Origin of the sequence: Campylobacter sp. US55 (genome assembly GCF_004378955.1) — a bacterium.
GTDB classification, from domain to species: Bacteria; Campylobacterota; Campylobacteria; order Campylobacterales; family Campylobacteraceae; genus Campylobacter_D; species Campylobacter_D jejuni.
The window spans coordinates 114,348-132,754 of record NZ_RYYF01000001.1; the positions used below are offsets into that span (position 1 = coordinate 114,348).

Below are 18,407 nucleotides of genomic sequence, written 5' to 3' on the forward strand. Positions count from 1 at the left end.
GATACGACAATTTTTTATATAAATGTTACAAAAATTCTCATTATTTGTATTATAAAATTTAAAATATTTTTGAAAATTTTATAATTTTGTAATTCAGTTTACTTTTTGTTATTTATTATTGGTAATAATTCTATTTTTGATTTATTTGTTTTTTGGGATATTTTAAATTATGAAAGAAATAGTTTTGTCTGAAAATGCTTTAATTACTTCTAAAACAGATCTTAAGGGGAATATCATTTATGCCAATAATGACTTTTTAAAATACGCAGGTTATAAAGTCGATGAGCTTTTGTATAAATCTCATAATATAGTAAGACATGAAGATATGCCACGTACTGTATTTAAATGTCTTTGGGATTATATTCAAAAAGGAGAAGAAATTTTTGCATTTGTAAAAAATAAAGCTAAGGATGGTAGTTTTTACTGGGTTTTTGCAAATGTAAACGCTTCATTTGATGCCAATGGAAATATTATCAACTACTATTCTGTTCGTCGTGCGCCCAATAGAAAATCTCTTCCTATAATTGAAGAAGTTTATAAAATTTTACTTGAAAAAGAGCAAAAATCAGGCATTAATACTGGAGTTTCAGTTTTAATGGATATTGTAAGTTCTTATAAAATGACTTATAATGAACTTGTTTTTAACTTACAAGAAGATAACTAAATAAGATATGTTTAATTTTTTTTGTTGTATAATCTCCGCCTAAAAATTAAAGTAATATATATTATAAAAGTATTACTTTAATTTATGACTTTAAAATTTTTTAATAAAAAGGATAAATTTATGGTGAAAAATGGATTATTATCAACTATTTTTTTAAGTGTTATCGGTGTTTTAGGTGCCATTTTTATTCATATTTATATTGGAGCGATAATTTTTATTTTAATCGCTGTTTTGATGATTTATTTGTTTAGACAACACAAAGATGAGCAAATAATGATTGACAAACTTTTGGTTCTTTGTAGAGAGTTAAAAGAGGGTAATTTTAACAATAGAATTATCTATGCAAAAACAAAAAGCAAAAAATTAGCCGAAATAGCAGATAATCTTAACAATACTATCGATGGGCTAGAAGCTTACTTAAGGGAAATTAATACTTCTATTTCTTGTTCTCAAAAAGGTGAATTTTATCGCAAGGCTTTGCCTGAAGGTTTAAAAGGAATTTTTGCTCATAATATCGAATTTATAAATAAAGCTTTAGCAAATATAGAAGTGACAGCAAAATCTACTTTTAAAAATGCTTTATCAAGAACTTTAATGGATTTAAGTCTTGGAAATCAAAATAAAGATATGTCTCAAATTTCTAGCTCATTAAATCAAGATATTAACATGATGAAAAATGTATACGATACAGTTGATGCTATTACTCATACAGCTACAGAAAATGGCTCAGAGGTGGATTCTTTACAAAGTGCTATGGGTTCTTTAATGGATGTTGTAAATTCGAGCAAGGAAACAGTCCAAACTTTTGTGGCTAATTCCCAAAATATCACTTCAGTTGTTGAGGTTATACGCGATATAGCTGATCAAACTAATCTTCTAGCTTTAAATGCTGCTATTGAAGCTGCACGTGCAGGAGAGCATGGTAGGGGCTTTGCGGTTGTGGCTGATGAAGTTAGAAAGTTAGCAGAAAGAACTCAAAGATCTACAAGCGAAATTTCTATTGCAATTCAAACTATGCAACAGGATTTTGTAAATATCCAAAGTGGCAGTGAGCAAGTTTTTAACATTGTTAGTGAATCTGAAGAAAGAATTAATAAATTTTCTCAAGCTTTTAAACGTCTAGAAGAAAATAGTAGTGCCCTTGGTGTTAATTTTGAATCCTTTGCAAAGAGATTGATCTTATCTGTGGTTAAAATCGATCATATTCTTTATAAATCAAATATATATTTAAATTTAAATGGGGCTCAAAATTTTAATCTTGAAAGTGTAGATCCAATTTCTAATCTTTGTCAAGATGAGAGAGCTCAAGGTGTTATTAATGAGCTTAGTTCTGAAACTGAGTTAAATTTAGCTAAAGAATTTATAAAAGATAATGCTAAAAAAGCAATAGAAGAATCAAGTCAAGATTATATCGATCAAAAAGCTTACGATGCGATTGTAAATGATATTAAATCACTAGAGCAAAGAAGTGCTGAAATCTTAGCAAAATTAAAAATATAAATTAAGAGGGTTGAGAAAATGTCAAGAGAAATTTTTTTACAAGAAGATAGTTTAATTACTTCTAAAACGGATTTAAAAGGTAAAATAGTTTATGCAAATGATGATTTTTTAAAGTATGCAGGTTATACTATGGGTGAAGTTTTAAATAAACCTCATAACATAGTAAGACATGAAGAGATGCCAAAAACTGTTTTTAAATATTTATGGGATTATATGAAAGAAGGCAAAGAAATTTTTGCTTACGTAAAAAACAAAACCAAAGATAACAATTACTACTGGGTTTTTGCAAATGTAACCCCATCAATAGACATTAATAATAATATCATAGGCTATTATTCCGTTCGTCGTATGCCAAATAAAAGCGCTATTTCTACAATAGAAAGCCTTTATAGTGATCTTTTAAGAGTAGAACAGCAACAAGGCTTAAATAAGGGTGTTGAGATGCTTAAAAATTTCTGCAAAGATGCAGATAAAACTTATAATGAGCTAATCTTCTCTCTTCAAGAAGCTAAATAAATTTTTGTTAGACTTAAAACGAGTTTGTTTTAAGTCTAAATATTATATAATCTTTCTTTTAAAAATTCACATTTTTCAAGGCAAAATATGTTTGATGTCATTGTTATAGGTGGCGGACATGCGGGTGTTGAAGCAAGTGCTGCTGCTGCTAGAATAGGTAAAAAAACCTTACTTTTAACTACATTGATTGAGCAAATAGGAGCAGCAAGTTGCAACCCAGCTATAGGCGGACTTGCTAAAGGGCATTTGGTAAAAGAACTTGATGCCATGGGTGGTCTTATGGGTAAAATCACCGATGAAGCGGGAATACAATTTCGCATTTTAAATGAAAGTAAGGGTGTAGCCGTTCAAGGAAGTAGAGCACAAATTGATATGGATAAATACCGTATCATTGCGCGTAATAAACTTTTAAAACTTCCAAATTTAGAAATTTCTCAAGAACAAGCGAATGCTTTAATCGTAGAAAATGATGAAGTTAAAGGCGTAAAAACAAATTTAGAAAATACATATTTTGCCAAAAAAGTGATACTTACAACAGGGACTTTTTTAAATGGACTCATTCATGTAGGTGAAAATAAACTTCAAGCAGGAAGGGTAGGGGAGCTTGCTTCAGTAAATTTAGGAAATTATCTACAAACTTTGGGTTTAAAAATGGGGCGTTTAAAAACAGGAACTTGCCCAAGAGTGGATGCAAAAAGCATTGATTTTAGCGTACTTGAAGTCCAAGATGGCGATGTAAATCCTAAAGCTTTTAGCTTTCGTTCAAGAAATTTTAATCCCGTTCAACTTCCTTGTTATATCGCACGCACTAATACAACTACACATGAGATTATTAAGAATAATTTTTATCGTGCCCCACTTTTTACAGGTCAGATTGAAGGTGTTGGGCCAAGATATTGCCCTTCTATAGAAGATAAAATCAATCGTTTTAGCGACAAAGAAAGTCATCATCTTTTTATAGAACCTCAAACTATCGATGCGACGGAGTATTATATCAATGGTTTTTCTACTTCTTTGCCTTATGAGGTACAAACTCAAATGCTGCGTTCTGTAAAGGGTTTTGAAAATGCTAAAATAACCCGTTTTGGTTATGCTATAGAATACGATTATATAGAGCCAACTGAACTTAAGCATACTTTAGAACTTAAAAAGATTAAAAATCTTTATTGTGCAGGACAGATTAATGGAACTACAGGTTATGAAGAGGCTGCAGCACAAGGCTTTATGGCAGGAATTAATGCAAGTTTAAGCATAGATATGAAAGAGCCTTTGATTTTAAGGCGTGATGAAGCTTATATAGGAGTTTTAATTGATGATTTAGTAGTAAAAGGTACAAAAGAACCTTATAGAATGTTTACTTCAAGAGCGGAATTTAGACTGCTTTTAAGGGAAGAAAATGCTATACTTAGGCTTGGAAAATATGGCTATGATTTAGGGCTTTTAAGTGAGCAAGATTTTACTTATATACAAAATATTGCAAACAATCTTCAAAAAGGACTTGAATTTTTACTTTCTAAAGAATTTACGCCTAACAACCAAAATAATGCTTTTTTAGAGAGTTTGGGAGAACATAAAATTTCCTCTATAGTCAATCTTCAAAAAATTGTTGCAAGATCAAGTTTTGATATAGAAAAATTAAAAAAACTTGACCCTATGTTTGAAACTATGGATCATTACTCTTTAAGAGAGATTTTAAATGAGGCAAAGTATTATCATTACATTAGTATGCAAAAAGCTCAAGTAGAAAAAATGAAAAATCTTAGCGAGCTTAAAATTCCTGAAAATTTTGATTTTAAAAGTGTAAGCGGTTTGAGTAATGAGGTTGTAGAAAAGCTTAATTCTCATAAACCTCCAACCATTTTTGCTGCAAGTCAAATCAGCGGAATCACTCCTGCAGCGTTAGACATTTTACAAATTTATATCAAAATGCAAAAGAAAAAAGCTTAAATGCTTGTTTTTTTATTTTTTTATCTACTTTAATTTTGCTTTTTGGCGTCCATGGAATTTACTTATTTGGGTATTTTCTAGTTTGGGAGCTTTTTTTGTTTTTATTTTTCAATTGGTAGATTTTAAAGACGCTTATTTTGTTTTTTCTTTGGTTTGGGATAGTTCTTTAACTTTGGTTGGGTTGATTATCCTTTATTTTAGCTTGGAATCTTTGGGATTTTTTGATTTTATTGCGAATAAAATTTTGCATTTTTCTAGAGAGAAAAATCAAGAAAAAATTTATATCAGCACAAAAAATTGATGTTGTTTTTGTTGATTTTTGTATTTTTTCTTTCTGCATTTTTTGCTGGTGATGGAGCGATTTTAATCATTACACCTATTATTATAGCTTTATTTTCAACTTTTAAAGATTGTAAAAATCATACTTATATTTTAAGTTCTTTTTTGCTTAGTCTCTTTTTTTATGTGATGTAAGTTCAAACGCTTTGGTTATTTCAAATTTAACCAATATCATCACAGCAAATTATTTTAAGATAGAATTTTTAGAATTTGCTAAAAATATGTTTTTACCAAATTTTTTTGTTTTGCTTTCTACTATAGCTATAGTTTTTGTGCTTTATGTGAGAGTGCTACCTGAAAAACTTGAGTTTCAACTAGTCAAAAAAGAACAAATTTCATTGAAATTGTTTTTTCTTTGCGTAGTGTTTTTATTTTTTTTGTGATCAGTTTTTTATAGGTGAAATTTTTGATATTAAAATAAGTTTTTTTGCTTTGCTTTGGGCAGGAATTTTTTGGCTTATTGTTTTAAAAATTCAAGGTAAAAAAAGTATTAAAATTCTTTTTGAAGCACCTTATGGAGTTTTGTTTTTTAGTTTTGGGCTTTATATGGTGGTTTTTGCTTTACATAAAATAGGTGTGAGTGAAATTTTGGTTAAAAGCTATGCTTTTTTCATGCAAGATAAGAGTGGAATTTTTGGCGTGGCTTTGATTTCGGCTTTTGAATCTTCTGTGTTTAATAATTTGCCTATGGTTTTAATTGGAGATTTGGTATTAAAAGAATATTTTGAAAGTTTTTCTTTTGATTCTTTGATGATTTATGCTCATCTTTTAGGAGTAAATATAGGCCCAAAACTTACGCCAATAGGTTCTTTGGCAACTTTGCTTTGGCTTGGAGTTTTGGCTAGAAAAGGCATTAATATTTCTTTTTGGCAATATTGTAAATTTGGCTTTTTGATAACTTTACCTGTGCTTGTTTTTTCTCTTTTTGCTCTTATTGTCTAAATATCAAAACTTGTTAAACAAAGAAAAAATTTATTTTAATTTCGATAAACTTTTAACTTGGTTAAAAAATAAAATCGAAAGGACAAGTTATGGCTACATCTGAGAGTAGACGAAGCTTTATGGGCTTTGCATTTGGAAGCGTAGCTGCTGTAGGCGGTGTTTTCTCGCTTGTTGCGATGAAAAAAACTTGGGATCCGCTTCCAAGTGTCAAAGCTGCAGGTTTTACTACAGTAGATTTATCAGGAATGCAAGATGGAGAGCTTAGAACTATAGAATGGCGTAAAAAGCCTATTTTTATATTAAAAAAAGATGCGAGTATGCCAAAAGATGAAAAACGTGATGTTGTGGTAAATAACGCAGCTTATACTGTGGTTATAGGACTTTGTACGCATTTGGGTTGTATACCTGCTTACCAACCAAGTGAGCAATTGTTTAAATGTGCCTGTCATGGTGGAGAATTTGACACAAGTGGAAAAAATGTCTTTGGACCTCCTCCAAAGCCTCTTGAAATTCCTCCTTTTAAAATTGATGGAACCAAACTTGTTTTAGGTGAAGAGGGTCCTGAATATAAAAAAATGATAGCGGAGGCTTAAGATGGCACAAATTAGAAAAGCTAATGGCCTTGTAGATTGGCTTGATCAAAGACTTGCAGTACATAAACTGCTTGATGTTTTAATGGTAAAGTATTGGATACCAAAGCAAATTAACTTTCTTTGGGCAATGGGGGTTATTTTAACCACTCTTTTTGCAGTGCTTTTTGTTACAGGACTTTTACTTGTAATGTATTATAAACCAGATACCGCACTTGCTTTTGATAGTGTGAATAAGACTATTATGCAAGAAGTGGATTATGGATGGCTTTGGCGTCACATGCATGGCGTTGCTGCTTCTGTTGTATTTTTGATTATATACATACATATGCTAACAGGAATTTATTACGGTTCTTATAAGAAAGGTCGTGAGATGATTTGGGTTAGCGGTATGCTTTTGTTTGTTGTATTTTCTGCTGAAGCTTTTAGTGGGTATATGCTTCCTTGGGGACAAATGAGTTATTGGGCAGCCCAAGTAATCACTAATCTTTTTGGAGGGGTACCATTTATTGGCCCTGAGCTTGTGATTTGGATTCGTGGGGATTATGCGGTTTCTGATCCAACTTTAACAAGATTTTTTATGCTTCATGTGTGCTTGCTTCCTATAGTTATCATTGCTATTATAGCATTTCACTTCTATTCTTTAAGAATTCCTCATGTTAATAATGAAATTTCTGAAGAACTTGACTTTGACTTAGAGGCTGAAAAATACATGGCAGGTGACACAAAGGGTTCTAAAGTGATTCCTTTTTGGCCAGGATTTTTATCAAAAGATTTTATGTATATAAGCTTTTTTATGATTTTCTTCTTTTATTTGGTCTGTTTTAAATTTGATTTTGCAATGGATCCAATTAATTTTGATCCAGCTAATGCGCTTAAAACACCAGCTCATATTTATCCTGAGTGGTATTTCTTATGGAGTTATGAAGTTTTAAGAGGATTTTTCTTTGATATTGCAGGTATTAAAGCTTTTGATATAGGTTTGGCTGCATTTGGTATTGCTCAAGTGATTTTCTTTTTACTTCCTTGGCTTGATAGAAGTGATGTTGTAAAACCGGCTCATGAAAGACCTTTATTTTTCATTTGGTTTTGGATATTGCTTATCGATTTAATTGTTTTAACAGTTTATGGAAAATTACCTCCAACAGGTGTAAATGCTTGGGTAGGATTTTATGCTTCTGTAGTATTTTTACTTTTACTTATTGTAGTTTTACCGGTTATTACTATCATGGAGAGAAAAGGAGCTAAACAATGAGAGAAATAAAAATATTTTTAGTTGTAGTAGTTTTTACTGCACTTGTATATTGGGGGGTAGAGCCTTATGCTCATTCAGTAATGAAACCTCATGTTGCTCCTGCAAATTTTGATTTTGCTGTAGAAGATACTACTTTTGCAAAAGGTATAGTTGAAGCTAAAGAATTAGCTCTAAAAGATGCACAAGCTTCAGGAGACGCTAAAAGAATAGAGAGTGCAAACAAAGAACTTGAAAAAGCAAAAGAAGAATTAAACAAGGTTGAAATACTTTGGGCAGATGTTGCAAAGATCGATTTTGCTAAGGGTGATGCAAAAAAAGGTAAAGAATTTTTTGAAAATAACTGTTTTGCATGTCATGGTGTAAAAGAAGATGGAATAGCAGCTAATATTACTGATTCTTCTATGGGGGTAATACCACCTGATCTTAGTGCAGCTGGTGCTATTTTTGATGAAAAATTTTTAGCAGCTTTGATCATGCATCCTGCGCTTGCTTTAAAAGTAGATCATAAATTTGGCGATGCTTTTATTATGACAGCTTACAATAAAGATACTTCAGGAGAAAGTGAAGAAGCTACAAATGCAAATATAGCCAATGTAATTGCTTATCTTAAAGATGTGAGTGTTAAATTTGAAGCCAATGAAGATGCTGCTATTAAGAAAGATGTTGAGGCAAAATATGCTAAAATGGAAAATAGTGCTCAAAAAGCTGCTTTAATAGAAAAAGATATAAAATTTGCTAAAGATAAAGCAACTTTTATTGAGGCTTGCGGACGTTGTCATGATATGAAATATGATAGCTTTTTTACTCCATCAAATCAAAATGATTTAAAAACTTATTTAGGTTCTGTTCCGCCTGATCTTTCTATGATGATAAGATCTCGTGGTGAGCAATATTTACATGATTTTATTAATAATACTCAAAAACTTCTTCCAGGAACGGCTATGCCAAGAGTAGGTTTAACAGAAGCTGCACAGGCTAAGGTTGTATCTTATATTGATCAAGTGGGTGATAGCAAAAAAGAAGAAAGAAAAACTACAGGAATTTATGTAATGGTATTCTTTGTAATTTTAAGTATTTTTGCTATAGGTTGGAAGCGTTCTGTTTGGTCTAAATTACATTAATATTACATTTTTTGCCATTATTTAATGATAATGGCAAAAATCTTATTTTTTCTTCATTTTTATTAACTTTTAACATTTAAAGAGAGATACTCTAAAATATAATTATTTTAGAATTTAGGAGTATTTTATGTTAGAAAAAACTTTAATCAAATCTATTTTAAAAAAATGGAATTATGGGGATTTTAGAGTTGTTTTTTGGGATAAAGAAGAATTTCTTATCGGAAACAAACCTGCTAAATTTTCTTTAATTTTTAAAGAAAAAATTCCTTTTTTGGAGTTGTTTGGCGATACAAGTTTGGTTTTTGCAAGACATTATATGCAGGCAAAACTTGACATAGATGGTGATTATGATGAAATGGCTAGGGTATTGTATTATTTTTCTAATCAGCAATTTTTTAAAACCAAAAAAGATGTATTGAGTAAAATAACTCAAAAGCAAGAAAGTAAAAATATTAAAAGTCATTATGATATAGGTAATGATTTTTATAAGCTTTGGCTTGATGATACTATGAGCTATTCTTGTGCTTATTTTAAAGAGCCTAACAACACTCTTTATGAAGCTCAAATTAACAAAATAGAACATACTCTTAAAAAACTTGATTTAAAAGAAGGAGAAAAGCTTTTAGATATAGGTTGTGGCTGGGGTTGGCTTTCTATTATGGCGGCTCAAAAGTATGGAGTTAAGGTTGTTGGAATTACTATTTCAGAGGAGCAGTGTAAAAAAGCCAAGGAAAGAGTAAAAGAACTTGATCTTGAAGATAAAATAGAAATAAGACTTCAAAATTATCAAGATTTAGAATTTGAAAATTATTTTGATAAAGTTGTTTCGGTAGGTATGTTTGAACATGTAGGCAAAGAGAATTTAGGACTTTATTTTATGAAAGTAAAACAAGTTTTAAAACCTGGAGGTTCTATGCTTTTACATTCTATTTTAGCCATGTTTGAAGGAAAAACAAATGCTTGGATAGATAAATATATTTTTCCAGGAGGGTATTTACCTTCTTTAAGAGAGGTTGTAAGCGCTATGAGTGAGTGGGATTTTCATCTTCTTTTAGCAGAAAGTTTAAGAATGCACTATGCAAAAACTTTAGATTTATGGGATGAAAATTTTAATAAAGTATTGGACAAGGTAAGGGAAAAATATGATGAAGAATTTATAAGAATGTGGGATTTATACCTTCGTTCTTGCGCCTCTGCTTTTCGTGTTGGAAGCGTGGATTTGTTCCAATTTTTAATCACAAAGGAAATTAATAATAATTTAAGTCTCACTAAAGAATACATATATAAGTAAAAACTAAACTTAAATTTGATAGAATCCTAGCTTCATTTCACACACATCAATCCTTTTTAGCTTGTGTAAATTAAGGGATGTGGAGGAATAAAGCTAAATTTATAAGGAGAAACTCATGGTTAGTATGAGAGATTTATTAGAATGTGGTGTGCATTTTGGACATCAAACAAGACGCTGGAATCCAAAGATGAAAAAATTCATTTTTGGCGAGAGAAAAGGTATTTATGTAATTGATTTACAAAAAACTTTAAGATATTTTAGATATACCTATAGTATTGTTCGTGACGCTGCTGCTGAAGGAAAAACTATACTTTTTGTTGGAACAAAAAAACAAGCAGGTGGAGCGATTAAAGAATACGCTGAAAAATGCGGTATGCCTTATGTAAATCATAGATGGCTTGGCGGTATGATGACAAATTTTGGTACTATTCGCCAATCAATTAGAAAATTAGAAGTAATTGAAAAAATGGAAGAAGATGGAAGTATTAAGCTTTTAACTAAAAAAGAAGCTTTAATGCTTACAAGAAAAAAAGAAAAATTATTAGCTTATTTAGGTGGAATTCGTTATATGAAAACTCAACCTGATATGATTTTTGTTGTTGACACAGTAAAAGAAAAAATTGCTGTTCAAGAAGCAAATAGATTAAGAATTCCTGTTGTAGCTCCACTAGATACAAACTGCGATCCTGATTTGGTAGCTTATCCTATTCCAGGAAATGATGATGCAATTCGTTCAGTGCAACTTTTCTGTCAAGAAATGGCTGAAGCGATTAATGAGGGAAAAGCTTTAAGAGAACAAGATGGTGAAGCTTTACCAAATGAAGAAAAAGAAATCACTGATGAAGAGAAAAAAGAAGTTTTAGATGAAGCGATGAGCGAAGAAGACTTCGGTGAGGAGCAAGAATAATGGCTGAAATCACTGCTGCAATGGTAAAAGAACTCCGCGAAAGTACAGGTGCGGGGATGATGGATTGTAAAAATGCTTTGAGTGAAACTAATGGAGATTTTGATAAAGCAGTGCAACTTTTAAGAGAAAAAGGTTTAGGCAAGGCTGCTAAAAAAGCAGATAGACTTGCTGCAGAAGGTTTAGTAAGTGTAAAAGTAAGCGATGATTTTACAAGCGCAACTGTAAGTGAGATTAATTCCGAAACAGATTTTGTGGCAAAAAATGATCAGTTTATCGCCTTAACAAAAGATACTACAGCTCATATTCAAAGCAATAGCTTGCAAAGTGTGGAAGAACTTCATTCAAGCACAATCAATGGCGTAAAATTTGAAGAATATTTAAAAAGTCAAATTGCAACTATAGGAGAAAACTTAGTTGTAAGAAGATTTGCAACTTTAAAAGCAGGTGCTAACGGCGTTGTAAATGGTTATATTCATACAAATGGCCGTGTTGGTGTTGTGATCGCTGCAGCTTGTGATAGTGCTGAAGTAGCTTCAAAATCAAGAGATTTATTAAGACAAATTTGTATGCATATTGCAGCAATGAGACCAAGTTATTTAAGTTATGAAGATTTGGATATGACTTTTGTTGAAAATGAATACAAAGCTTTGGTTGCTGAACTTGAAAAAGAAAATGAAGAAAGACGCAGACTTAAAGATCCAAATAAACCTGAACATAAAATTCCTCAATTTGCAAGTCGTAAACAATTAAGCGATGCAATTTTAAAAGAAGCTGAAGAAAAAATCAAAGAAGAGCTTAAAGCTCAAGGTAAACCTGAAAAAATTTGGGACAATATTATCCCGGGCAAAATGAATAGTTTTATAGCTGATAATTCCCAACTCGATAGCAAACTTACTTTAATGGGTCAGTTTTATGTAATGGATGATAAAAAAACTGTAGAACAAGTGATCGCTGAAAAAGAAAAAGAATTTGGCGGAAAAATTAACATTGTTGAATTTATTTGCTTTGAAGTTGGCGAAGGTTTAGAAAAGAAAACTGAAGATTTTGCGGCTGAAGTTGCTGCACAACTTTAAAAACGGTTAAAAATGGAACTCTTAAGAGCGGAAAATTTAAGCCATAGTTTTGATTATCCGCTTTTTGAGGGTTTAAATCTTACTTTAAATACCAAAGATTGCATTGCTATTCAAGGGAGTAGCGGTTGTGGTAAATCTACTCTTTTGCATATACTTTCTTCTTTATTGATTCCAAAAAAAGGTGAAGTTTTTTTTAAAGGTTCTAGTCTTTATCAGATAGATGAAAACGAAAGATTAAAAATTCGCCGTTATGATTTTGGTATTATTTTTCAGACACATTATCTTTTTAAAGGTTTTTCAGCTTTAGAAAATATCGAACTTGCTAGTGTTTTATCGGGTCAAGATTTAGATGAGAAAATTTTAAAAAGGTTAGGTATTGATACGCTTTTACATCAAAAAATAGGAAAGCTTAGCGGCGGACAACAACAGCGTGTGAGTATCGCACGTGTGCTTTGTAAAAAACCAAAGATTATTTTTGCTGATGAAGCAACTGGAAATTTGGATTTTGATAATGCTAAAAATGTTATCGAACTTTTAATTTCCTATGTTAAAGAAAATGATGCAGCTTTATTTTTTGTAACTCACGATAGTAAGCTCGCAAGTTTTTGTGATAAAACTTATACTATAAACGCCAATGGAATTTGTTAATTATTTAGGTGACAAAAATGTTGTAACTTTTATGTTGCTTCTTGCTAGAATGAGTGGTCTTATAGTTTTTTTTCCTTTTTTTTCACATAATTCTATTCCTATGGTGATAAAAAGTACTATAGTTTTATTTTTGACTATGTATTTATATCCTTTGGCTAGATTAGAATCTTTGCATTTAGATAGTTTTTTTGTTTTACAGCTTATTAGTGAAGTGATTTTTGGAATGATAGCAGGATTAATGCTTCAAATTATTTTTGCTATTATTATGATGGCAGGCGAGCAGATTGCTTTTACTATGGGATTTACTATGGCAAGTATATTAGATCCAAGTTCTGGAACGAGTATGCCTATTACGGCACAAATTTTAAATTTGCTTGCTTTGATGTTTTTTCTTGCTTTTGATGGTCATCATTTAATGCTTTTGTTTTTAAGTCATTCTTTAGGTTATATTAGTTTAGGTGGATTTTATCCGCATGAGAATTTAATGCATTATTTAAATATGGGTATGTTTAATATTTTCATCATAGGTTTTACTATGAGCTTTCCTATACTTGGAATTTCACTTTTAGCCGATGTTATTTTTGGACTTTTGATGAAAACAATGCCACAATTTAATCTTTTAGTTATTGGTTATCCTATAAAGATAGCTTTAGGCTTTGTAGTTTTGATTGCTATTTTACTAGTTATGATGCAATATTTTAAAAATTTAATTTTAGAACTTTTTACTCATATGCAAACTCTTTTTTTCTCCTAAGGAAAGGATAAATGAAATTATCGTAAAATAGTGATTATTTTTCAAGGATTAAAGTGATGAAAATTTTACTTTTAAATGAAAACCCTGTAGTTTCAAGACTTGTAAGCCTTAGTGCTAAAAAAATGTCTTATGATTTTGAAGAACTTAATGCTTATAGTGAAAATTTGGGTAATTATGATGTGATCGTTGTAGATAGTGATACTCCAGCACCTTTAAAAATTCTTAAAGAAAAATGCGATAGATTGATTTTTTTAGCCCCGCGAAATCAAAATGTAGATATAGATGCACAAATTTTACAAAAACCTTTTTTACCTACAGATTTTTTAAATTTACTTAATAATAAAGATACAAACAAACATACATCTATTGATTTGCCAATATTAAGTAATGATGAAAATCCTTATGCTGATATAAGCTTGGATTTAGATAATTTAAATTTGGATGATTTGCCTGATGAAAATTCTTTAGATATAAATTCAGAGGGAATAAAAGATTTGAGTTTTGATGATGATGCTCAAAATGATAATGCAAACAAAATTTTAGAAACTCAAAATTTAGAAGATGAAAATTTAGAACAAGAAACAACTAAAGAACAGACTCAAGAAGACATTCAAACTGATTTAGATTTAACTTTAGAAGATAGCAAAAACGAAAAAGAAGACTTAAGCCAAGAACATACAGCTTTGGATACTGAGCCTAGTTTAGATGAGCTAGATGATAAAAATGATGAAGATTTAGAAATCAAAGAAGATGATAAAAATGAAGAAATAAAAAAGCAAGAATTATTAGACGATTCTAAAACAAATGCATTAGAAATGCAAGAAGAGCTTAGTGAATCTCAAGATGATAATGCAAACAAAATTTTAGAAACTCAAAATTTAGAAGATGAAAATTTAGAACAAGAAACAACTAAAGAACAGACTCAAGAAGACATTCAAACTGATTTAGATTTAACTTTAGAAGATAGCAAAAACGAAAAAGAAGACTTAAGCCAAGAACATACAGCTTTGGATACTGAGCCTAGTTTAGATGAGCTAGATGATAAAAATGATGAAGATTTAGAAGATAACAAAGAATTACAAGCTAATATAAGCGACTTTGATGATCTTCCTGTGGTCGAAGAGCAAGAAAAAGAAATGGATTTTGATGATCTTCCTGAGGATGCTGAATTTTTAGGTCAAGCAAAAGATAATGAAGAATCAGAGGAAATTTTAGAGGAGTTTGCTCCTGTTGTGGAAGAAGATGTTCAAGATGAAATGGATGATTTTATTTCAAATTTGAGCACTCAAGATCAGATTAAAGAAGAACTAGCTCAACTTGATGAGCTTGATTATGGTATTGATAGTGATAATAGTAGCAAGGTTTTAGAAGATTTTAAAGATGAGCCAATTTTAGACGATAAAGAATTAGGAACAAATGAAGAGGAAGTGGTTGTGCCAAATTTAAATATAAGTGATTTTGATGCATTGAAAGAAAGTGATATACAAGAAGCTCTTGGAGAGGAAATTGTAGAAAAAAATGAAGAGCCTATAGTAAGTAATGCAACTAAAGATGATAATAGTGAAGAGATAGTCAATGAGCTTAGCCAAAGCATAGTAGGAGCGATCACTTCAAGTATTAAGGATGATACCTTAAAAGCTGCTCTTAAGGGTATAAATATGAACATAAATATAAACATTAGTTTTAAAGAGGATTAAAATTGCAAGGTTTTATTTTGTTGATTTCAGGTCCTAGTGGAGCTGGAAAATCAACTCTTTTAAAAAAACTTTTTGATGAATTTGAAGATGAGCTTTATTTTTCTATTTCTTCAACAACTCGCAAACCAAGAGAGGGTGAAAAAAATGGAATACATTATCATTTTATATCCCATGAAGAATTTCAAAAAGGTATAGATGGTGATCATTTTTTAGAATGGGCTAAGGTGCATGAAAATTTTTATGGCACTTCTTTAAAGCACACTCAAGATGCTTTAGATAATGGAAAAATAGTTGTTTTTGATATTGATGTGCAAGGATTTAAAATAGCCAGACAAAAAATGGCTGATAAAATTATTTCTGTTTTTATTACTACAAAAAATAAAGATGAGTTAAAAAAAAGACTTATTAAGCGAAATACTGATACAATAATACAACTAGAAAAAAGATTACAAAACGCTAGTGGTGAAATGAAAGAGCTTAGCGAGTATGATTATCTTATCATTAACGATGAGTTAAAGCAAAGTTATGAAGCATTGCGAGCGATTTTAATCGCCCATAAATTTAGAACCAAAGGGCAGAATCTAGGGCAAATTCAAAATATTTGGAATAAAGGAGAATAAAATGGGTGGTTGGTCAAGTCCAAGTCATTGGTTGATTATTTTATTGATTGTTGTATTGCTTTTTGGAGCAAAAAAAATTCCAGAACTTGCAAAGGGTTTAGGCAAAGGTATTAAAACTTTTAAAGATGAAATGAATAATGATGATGAAGTAGCAAAAAATACTCAAAAAATAGAAGAAAACAAAAACACAACTAATAATACAAATGCTGATGCAAGTATAGACGAAACAAAAAAAGCTTAAGGTTTAGTCTTTTGAAAAGTATTATTTTTAATGAAATTAAAAAGATTTTAGAGTGTGATTTTACACTTGAAAATCCAAAGGATAAAAATTTAGCACATTTTGCTACCCCTTTGGCTTTTTCACTGGCTAAGGAATTAAAAAAATCTCCTATGTTAATCGCTAGCGACTTAGCGAACAAATTTCAAAATCATGATTGTTTTGAATCGGTTGAAGCTGTAAATGGGTATTTAAATTTTAAAATTTCCAAAACTTTTTTAAATGAGCTTGCAAATCAGGCTTTAACAAATCCAAATGATTTTACTAAAGGAGAAAAAAAACAAGAAAGTTTTTTGCTTGAATATGTGAGTGCAAATCCTACCGGGCCTTTACACATAGGACATGCAAGAGGCGCTGTTTTTGGAGATACCTTAACAAGACTTGCAAGACATTTGGGCTATAAATTTGATACAGAATATTATGTCAATGATGCGGGTAATCAAATTTATTTACTAGGGCTTTCTATTTTACTAAGCGTGAAAGAAAATATACTTCATGAAAATGTTGAATATCCAGAGCAATATTACAAAGGCGAGTATATAGCGGATTTGGCAAAAGAAGCTTTTGAAAAATTTGGTAAAGAATTTTTTAGCGAAGAAAATATCCCTAGTTTGGCTGATTGGGCAAAAGATAAAATGCTTGTTTTGATTAAACAAAATTTAGAACAAGCAAAGATTAAAATTGACAGCTATGTAAGCGAAAGATCGTATTATGATGCTTTAAATATAACTTTAGAATCTTTAAAAGAGCATAAAGGAATTTATGAGCAAGAAGGTAAAATTTGGCTTGCTTCTTCGCAAAAAGGCGACGAAAAAGATCGTGTAATTATCCGTGAAGATGGACGCGGGACTTATTTGGCAGCAGATATTGTTTATCATAAAGATAAAATGAGTCGTGGTTATGGAAAGTGTATTAATATCTGGGGAGCAGATCATCATGGTTATATCCCTAGAATGAAAGCTGCGATGGAGTTTTTGGGATTTGACTCTAATAATCTTGAGATTATTTTAGCACAAATGGTTTCCTTGCTTAAAGATGGAGAGCCTTATAAAATGAGTAAAAGAGCAGGAAATTTTATCTTGATGAGCGATGTAGTTGATGAGATAGGAAGTGATGCTTTGCGTTATATCTTTTTGAGTAAAAAGTGTGATACTCATTTGGAATTTGATATTAGTGATTTGCAAAAAGAAGATAGCTCTAATCCTGTATATTATATCAACTACGCACACGCTAGAATTCATCAAGTATTTGCTAAAGCTGGTAAAAAAATCGATGATGTAATGAAAGCTGATTTGCAAAGTTTAAATCAAGATGGCGTAAATTTGCTTTTTGAAGCTTTGAATTTAAAGGCTATTTTAAACGATGCTTTTGAGGCTAGAGCTTTGCAAAAAATTCCTGATTATCTTAAAAATTTAGCTGCAAATTTTCATAAATTCTACAATGAAAATAAAGTTGTAGGCTCTGCAAATGAAAATGATTTACTGAAATTATTTTCTTTAGTTGCTCTTAGTATTAAAACTGCATTTTCTTTAATGGGTATTGAAGCGAAAAACAAAATGGAACATTAAAACAGCATTTTGCTGTTTTAATAATTTAGCAAAAATACTGCTATTATTACGATAATGATACCTAAAATTCCTATTTTGTTTAATTTTTCTTTATATAAAATCCATCCACCAAGACAAGTTCCTATGATGCCTATAGCACCCCAAGTTGAGTAAGCTATGCTTAAAGGAACATATTTTAAAGAAAAAGAAAGTAGAAAAAAAGCAAGTATAGCATTAATAATAGCAGCCAAGCCCCAAATTTTATGCTTAAAACCATCTGATTTTTTTAGTAATAAATTTGCTACGATATCTAACAATGCCGATAGAATAATGATAAAAATATACATTATTCTTTAACCTCGCCTATGTTAATCATGATAATTCCAATGATAGAAAGAATAATGCCTAGAATTTGAGTTAAGGTTAAACTCTCTTTAAAAACTATAAAAGAAACTAAAAGTATAAGGATAATCCCTAAAAGTTCCCATACAGCATAGGCTATGCCTATTTGAATTTTTTTAATCGCTTTACCCATAAAAAAATAAGAAAAAGCTATAAATAAAGCCATGAATATATAGCCTAAAATTTGATTTTCCATTTTTAAAAAACTAGTGCCTAAAACTTCAAATACAATAGCAGCAATCAAGAAAAACCAAGCAACAAAAAGTTCTTTTTTTGCGATATTCAAAAACTTCTCCTAAAATAAATGGTAAAATCAT

18 protein-coding genes and 1 pseudogene are annotated in these 18,407 nt (G+C 30.5%); 17 read left to right on the forward strand and 2 right to left on the reverse strand.

The window, feature by feature from the left end; genetic code table 11:
- The first annotated feature begins 169 nt into the window (after positions 1–169).
- The 17 genes and pseudogenes from cetC to argS all read left to right on the forward strand — a co-directional run bounded on the left by cetC (position 170) and on the right by argS (position 17,709).
- Positions 170–664, forward strand: a complete 495-nt coding sequence (cetC, locus tag ELQ07_RS00580) for an energy taxis response protein CetC (RefSeq protein WP_070317029.1) — start codon at positions 170–172, stop codon at positions 662–664.
- A 120-nt stretch (positions 665–784) separates the two neighbouring features.
- On the forward strand, positions 785–2,164 hold the full coding sequence (gene cetA / locus ELQ07_RS00585) for a bipartate energy taxis response protein CetA (protein WP_070317030.1): 1,380 nt from the start codon (positions 785–787) through the stop codon (positions 2,162–2,164).
- 18 nt (positions 2,165–2,182) lie between these two features.
- Positions 2,183–2,680, forward strand: a complete 498-nt coding sequence (cetB, locus tag ELQ07_RS00590; protein ID WP_002866200.1) for a bipartate energy taxis response protein CetB — start codon at positions 2,183–2,185, stop codon at positions 2,678–2,680.
- An 87-nt stretch (positions 2,681–2,767) separates the two neighbouring features.
- Positions 2,768–4,627, forward strand: coding sequence for a tRNA uridine-5-carboxymethylaminomethyl(34) synthesis enzyme MnmG (gene mnmG, locus ELQ07_RS00595; RefSeq protein ID WP_134224585.1), 1,860 nt, complete (start codon positions 2,768–2,770; stop codon positions 4,625–4,627).
- Between the two features lie 14 nt (positions 4,628–4,641).
- Positions 4,642–5,908 (forward strand): annotated as a pseudogene (locus ELQ07_RS00600) (arsenic transporter).
- 89 nt (positions 5,909–5,997) lie between these two features.
- Positions 5,998–6,501 carry a ubiquinol-cytochrome c reductase iron-sulfur subunit gene (petA, locus tag ELQ07_RS00605; protein ID WP_088303480.1) on the forward strand — a complete coding sequence of 168 codons (504 nt, stop codon included), beginning with the start codon at positions 5,998–6,000 and terminating at the stop codon, positions 6,499–6,501.
- A 1-nt stretch (position 6,502) separates the two neighbouring features.
- A complete protein-coding gene (locus ELQ07_RS00610) occupies positions 6,503–7,753 on the forward strand; it encodes a cytochrome bc complex cytochrome b subunit (RefSeq protein WP_134224586.1) in 1,251 nt (416 codons plus the stop codon).
- Positions 7,750–8,874, forward strand: a complete 1,125-nt coding sequence (locus tag ELQ07_RS00615) for a cytochrome c1 (protein ID WP_134224587.1) — start codon at positions 7,750–7,752, stop codon at positions 8,872–8,874. Before ELQ07_RS00610 ends, ELQ07_RS00615 begins: the two co-directional genes overlap by 4 nt.
- 127 nt (positions 8,875–9,001) lie before the next feature.
- Positions 9,002–10,165, forward strand: a complete 1,164-nt coding sequence (locus ELQ07_RS00620) for a cyclopropane-fatty-acyl-phospholipid synthase family protein (RefSeq protein ID WP_134224588.1) — start codon at positions 9,002–9,004, stop codon at positions 10,163–10,165.
- 115 nt (positions 10,166–10,280) lie between these two features.
- Positions 10,281–11,072, forward strand: coding sequence for a 30S ribosomal protein S2 (gene rpsB, locus ELQ07_RS00625; protein ID WP_134224589.1), 792 nt, complete (start codon positions 10,281–10,283; stop codon positions 11,070–11,072).
- Positions 11,072–12,145: a translation elongation factor Ts gene (gene tsf / locus ELQ07_RS00630; RefSeq protein WP_134224590.1), complete on the forward strand. Its 1,074-nt coding sequence runs from the start codon at positions 11,072–11,074 to the stop codon at positions 12,143–12,145. The genes rpsB and tsf overlap by 1 nt, the downstream gene beginning before the upstream one ends.
- Positions 12,146–12,157: 12 nt before the next feature.
- Positions 12,158–12,793, forward strand: coding sequence for an ABC transporter ATP-binding protein (locus ELQ07_RS00635; protein WP_002852807.1), 636 nt, complete (start codon positions 12,158–12,160; stop codon positions 12,791–12,793).
- A complete protein-coding gene (gene fliR, locus ELQ07_RS00640) occupies positions 12,780–13,547 on the forward strand; it encodes a flagellar biosynthetic protein FliR (protein WP_002859266.1) in 768 nt (255 codons plus the stop codon). Before ELQ07_RS00635 ends, fliR begins: the two co-directional genes overlap by 14 nt.
- Positions 13,548–13,603: 56 nt before the next feature.
- Positions 13,604–15,244, forward strand: coding sequence for a highly acidic protein (locus ELQ07_RS00645; RefSeq protein WP_134224591.1), 1,641 nt, complete (start codon positions 13,604–13,606; stop codon positions 15,242–15,244).
- 2 nt (positions 15,245–15,246) lie between these two features.
- A complete protein-coding gene (gene gmk, locus ELQ07_RS00650; protein WP_134224592.1) occupies positions 15,247–15,864 on the forward strand; it encodes a guanylate kinase in 618 nt (205 codons plus the stop codon).
- Position 15,865: 1 nt separating this feature from the next.
- Entirely contained in the window at positions 15,866–16,105 is a 240-nt protein-coding gene (locus tag ELQ07_RS00655; RefSeq protein WP_002852866.1) for a twin-arginine translocase TatA/TatE family subunit, read from the forward strand.
- A gap of 11 nt (positions 16,106–16,116) precedes the next feature.
- Positions 16,117–17,709, forward strand: coding sequence for an arginine--tRNA ligase (gene argS, locus ELQ07_RS00660; protein WP_134224593.1), 1,593 nt, complete (start codon positions 16,117–16,119; stop codon positions 17,707–17,709).
- Positions 17,710–17,726: 17 nt separating this feature from the next.
- On the opposite strand, the gene ELQ07_RS00665 is transcribed toward argS, so the two are convergent.
- Both ELQ07_RS00665 and ELQ07_RS00670 read right to left on the reverse strand, forming a co-directional pair.
- Positions 17,727–18,035, reverse strand: coding sequence for a multidrug efflux SMR transporter (locus tag ELQ07_RS00665; protein ID WP_002933241.1), 309 nt, complete (start codon positions 18,033–18,035; stop codon positions 17,727–17,729).
- Positions 18,035–18,376, reverse strand: a complete 342-nt coding sequence (locus ELQ07_RS00670; protein ID WP_088303475.1) for an SMR family transporter — start codon at positions 18,374–18,376, stop codon at positions 18,035–18,037. Before ELQ07_RS00670 ends, ELQ07_RS00665 begins: the two co-directional genes overlap by 1 nt.
- Between the last annotated feature and the right edge of the window lie 31 nt (positions 18,377–18,407).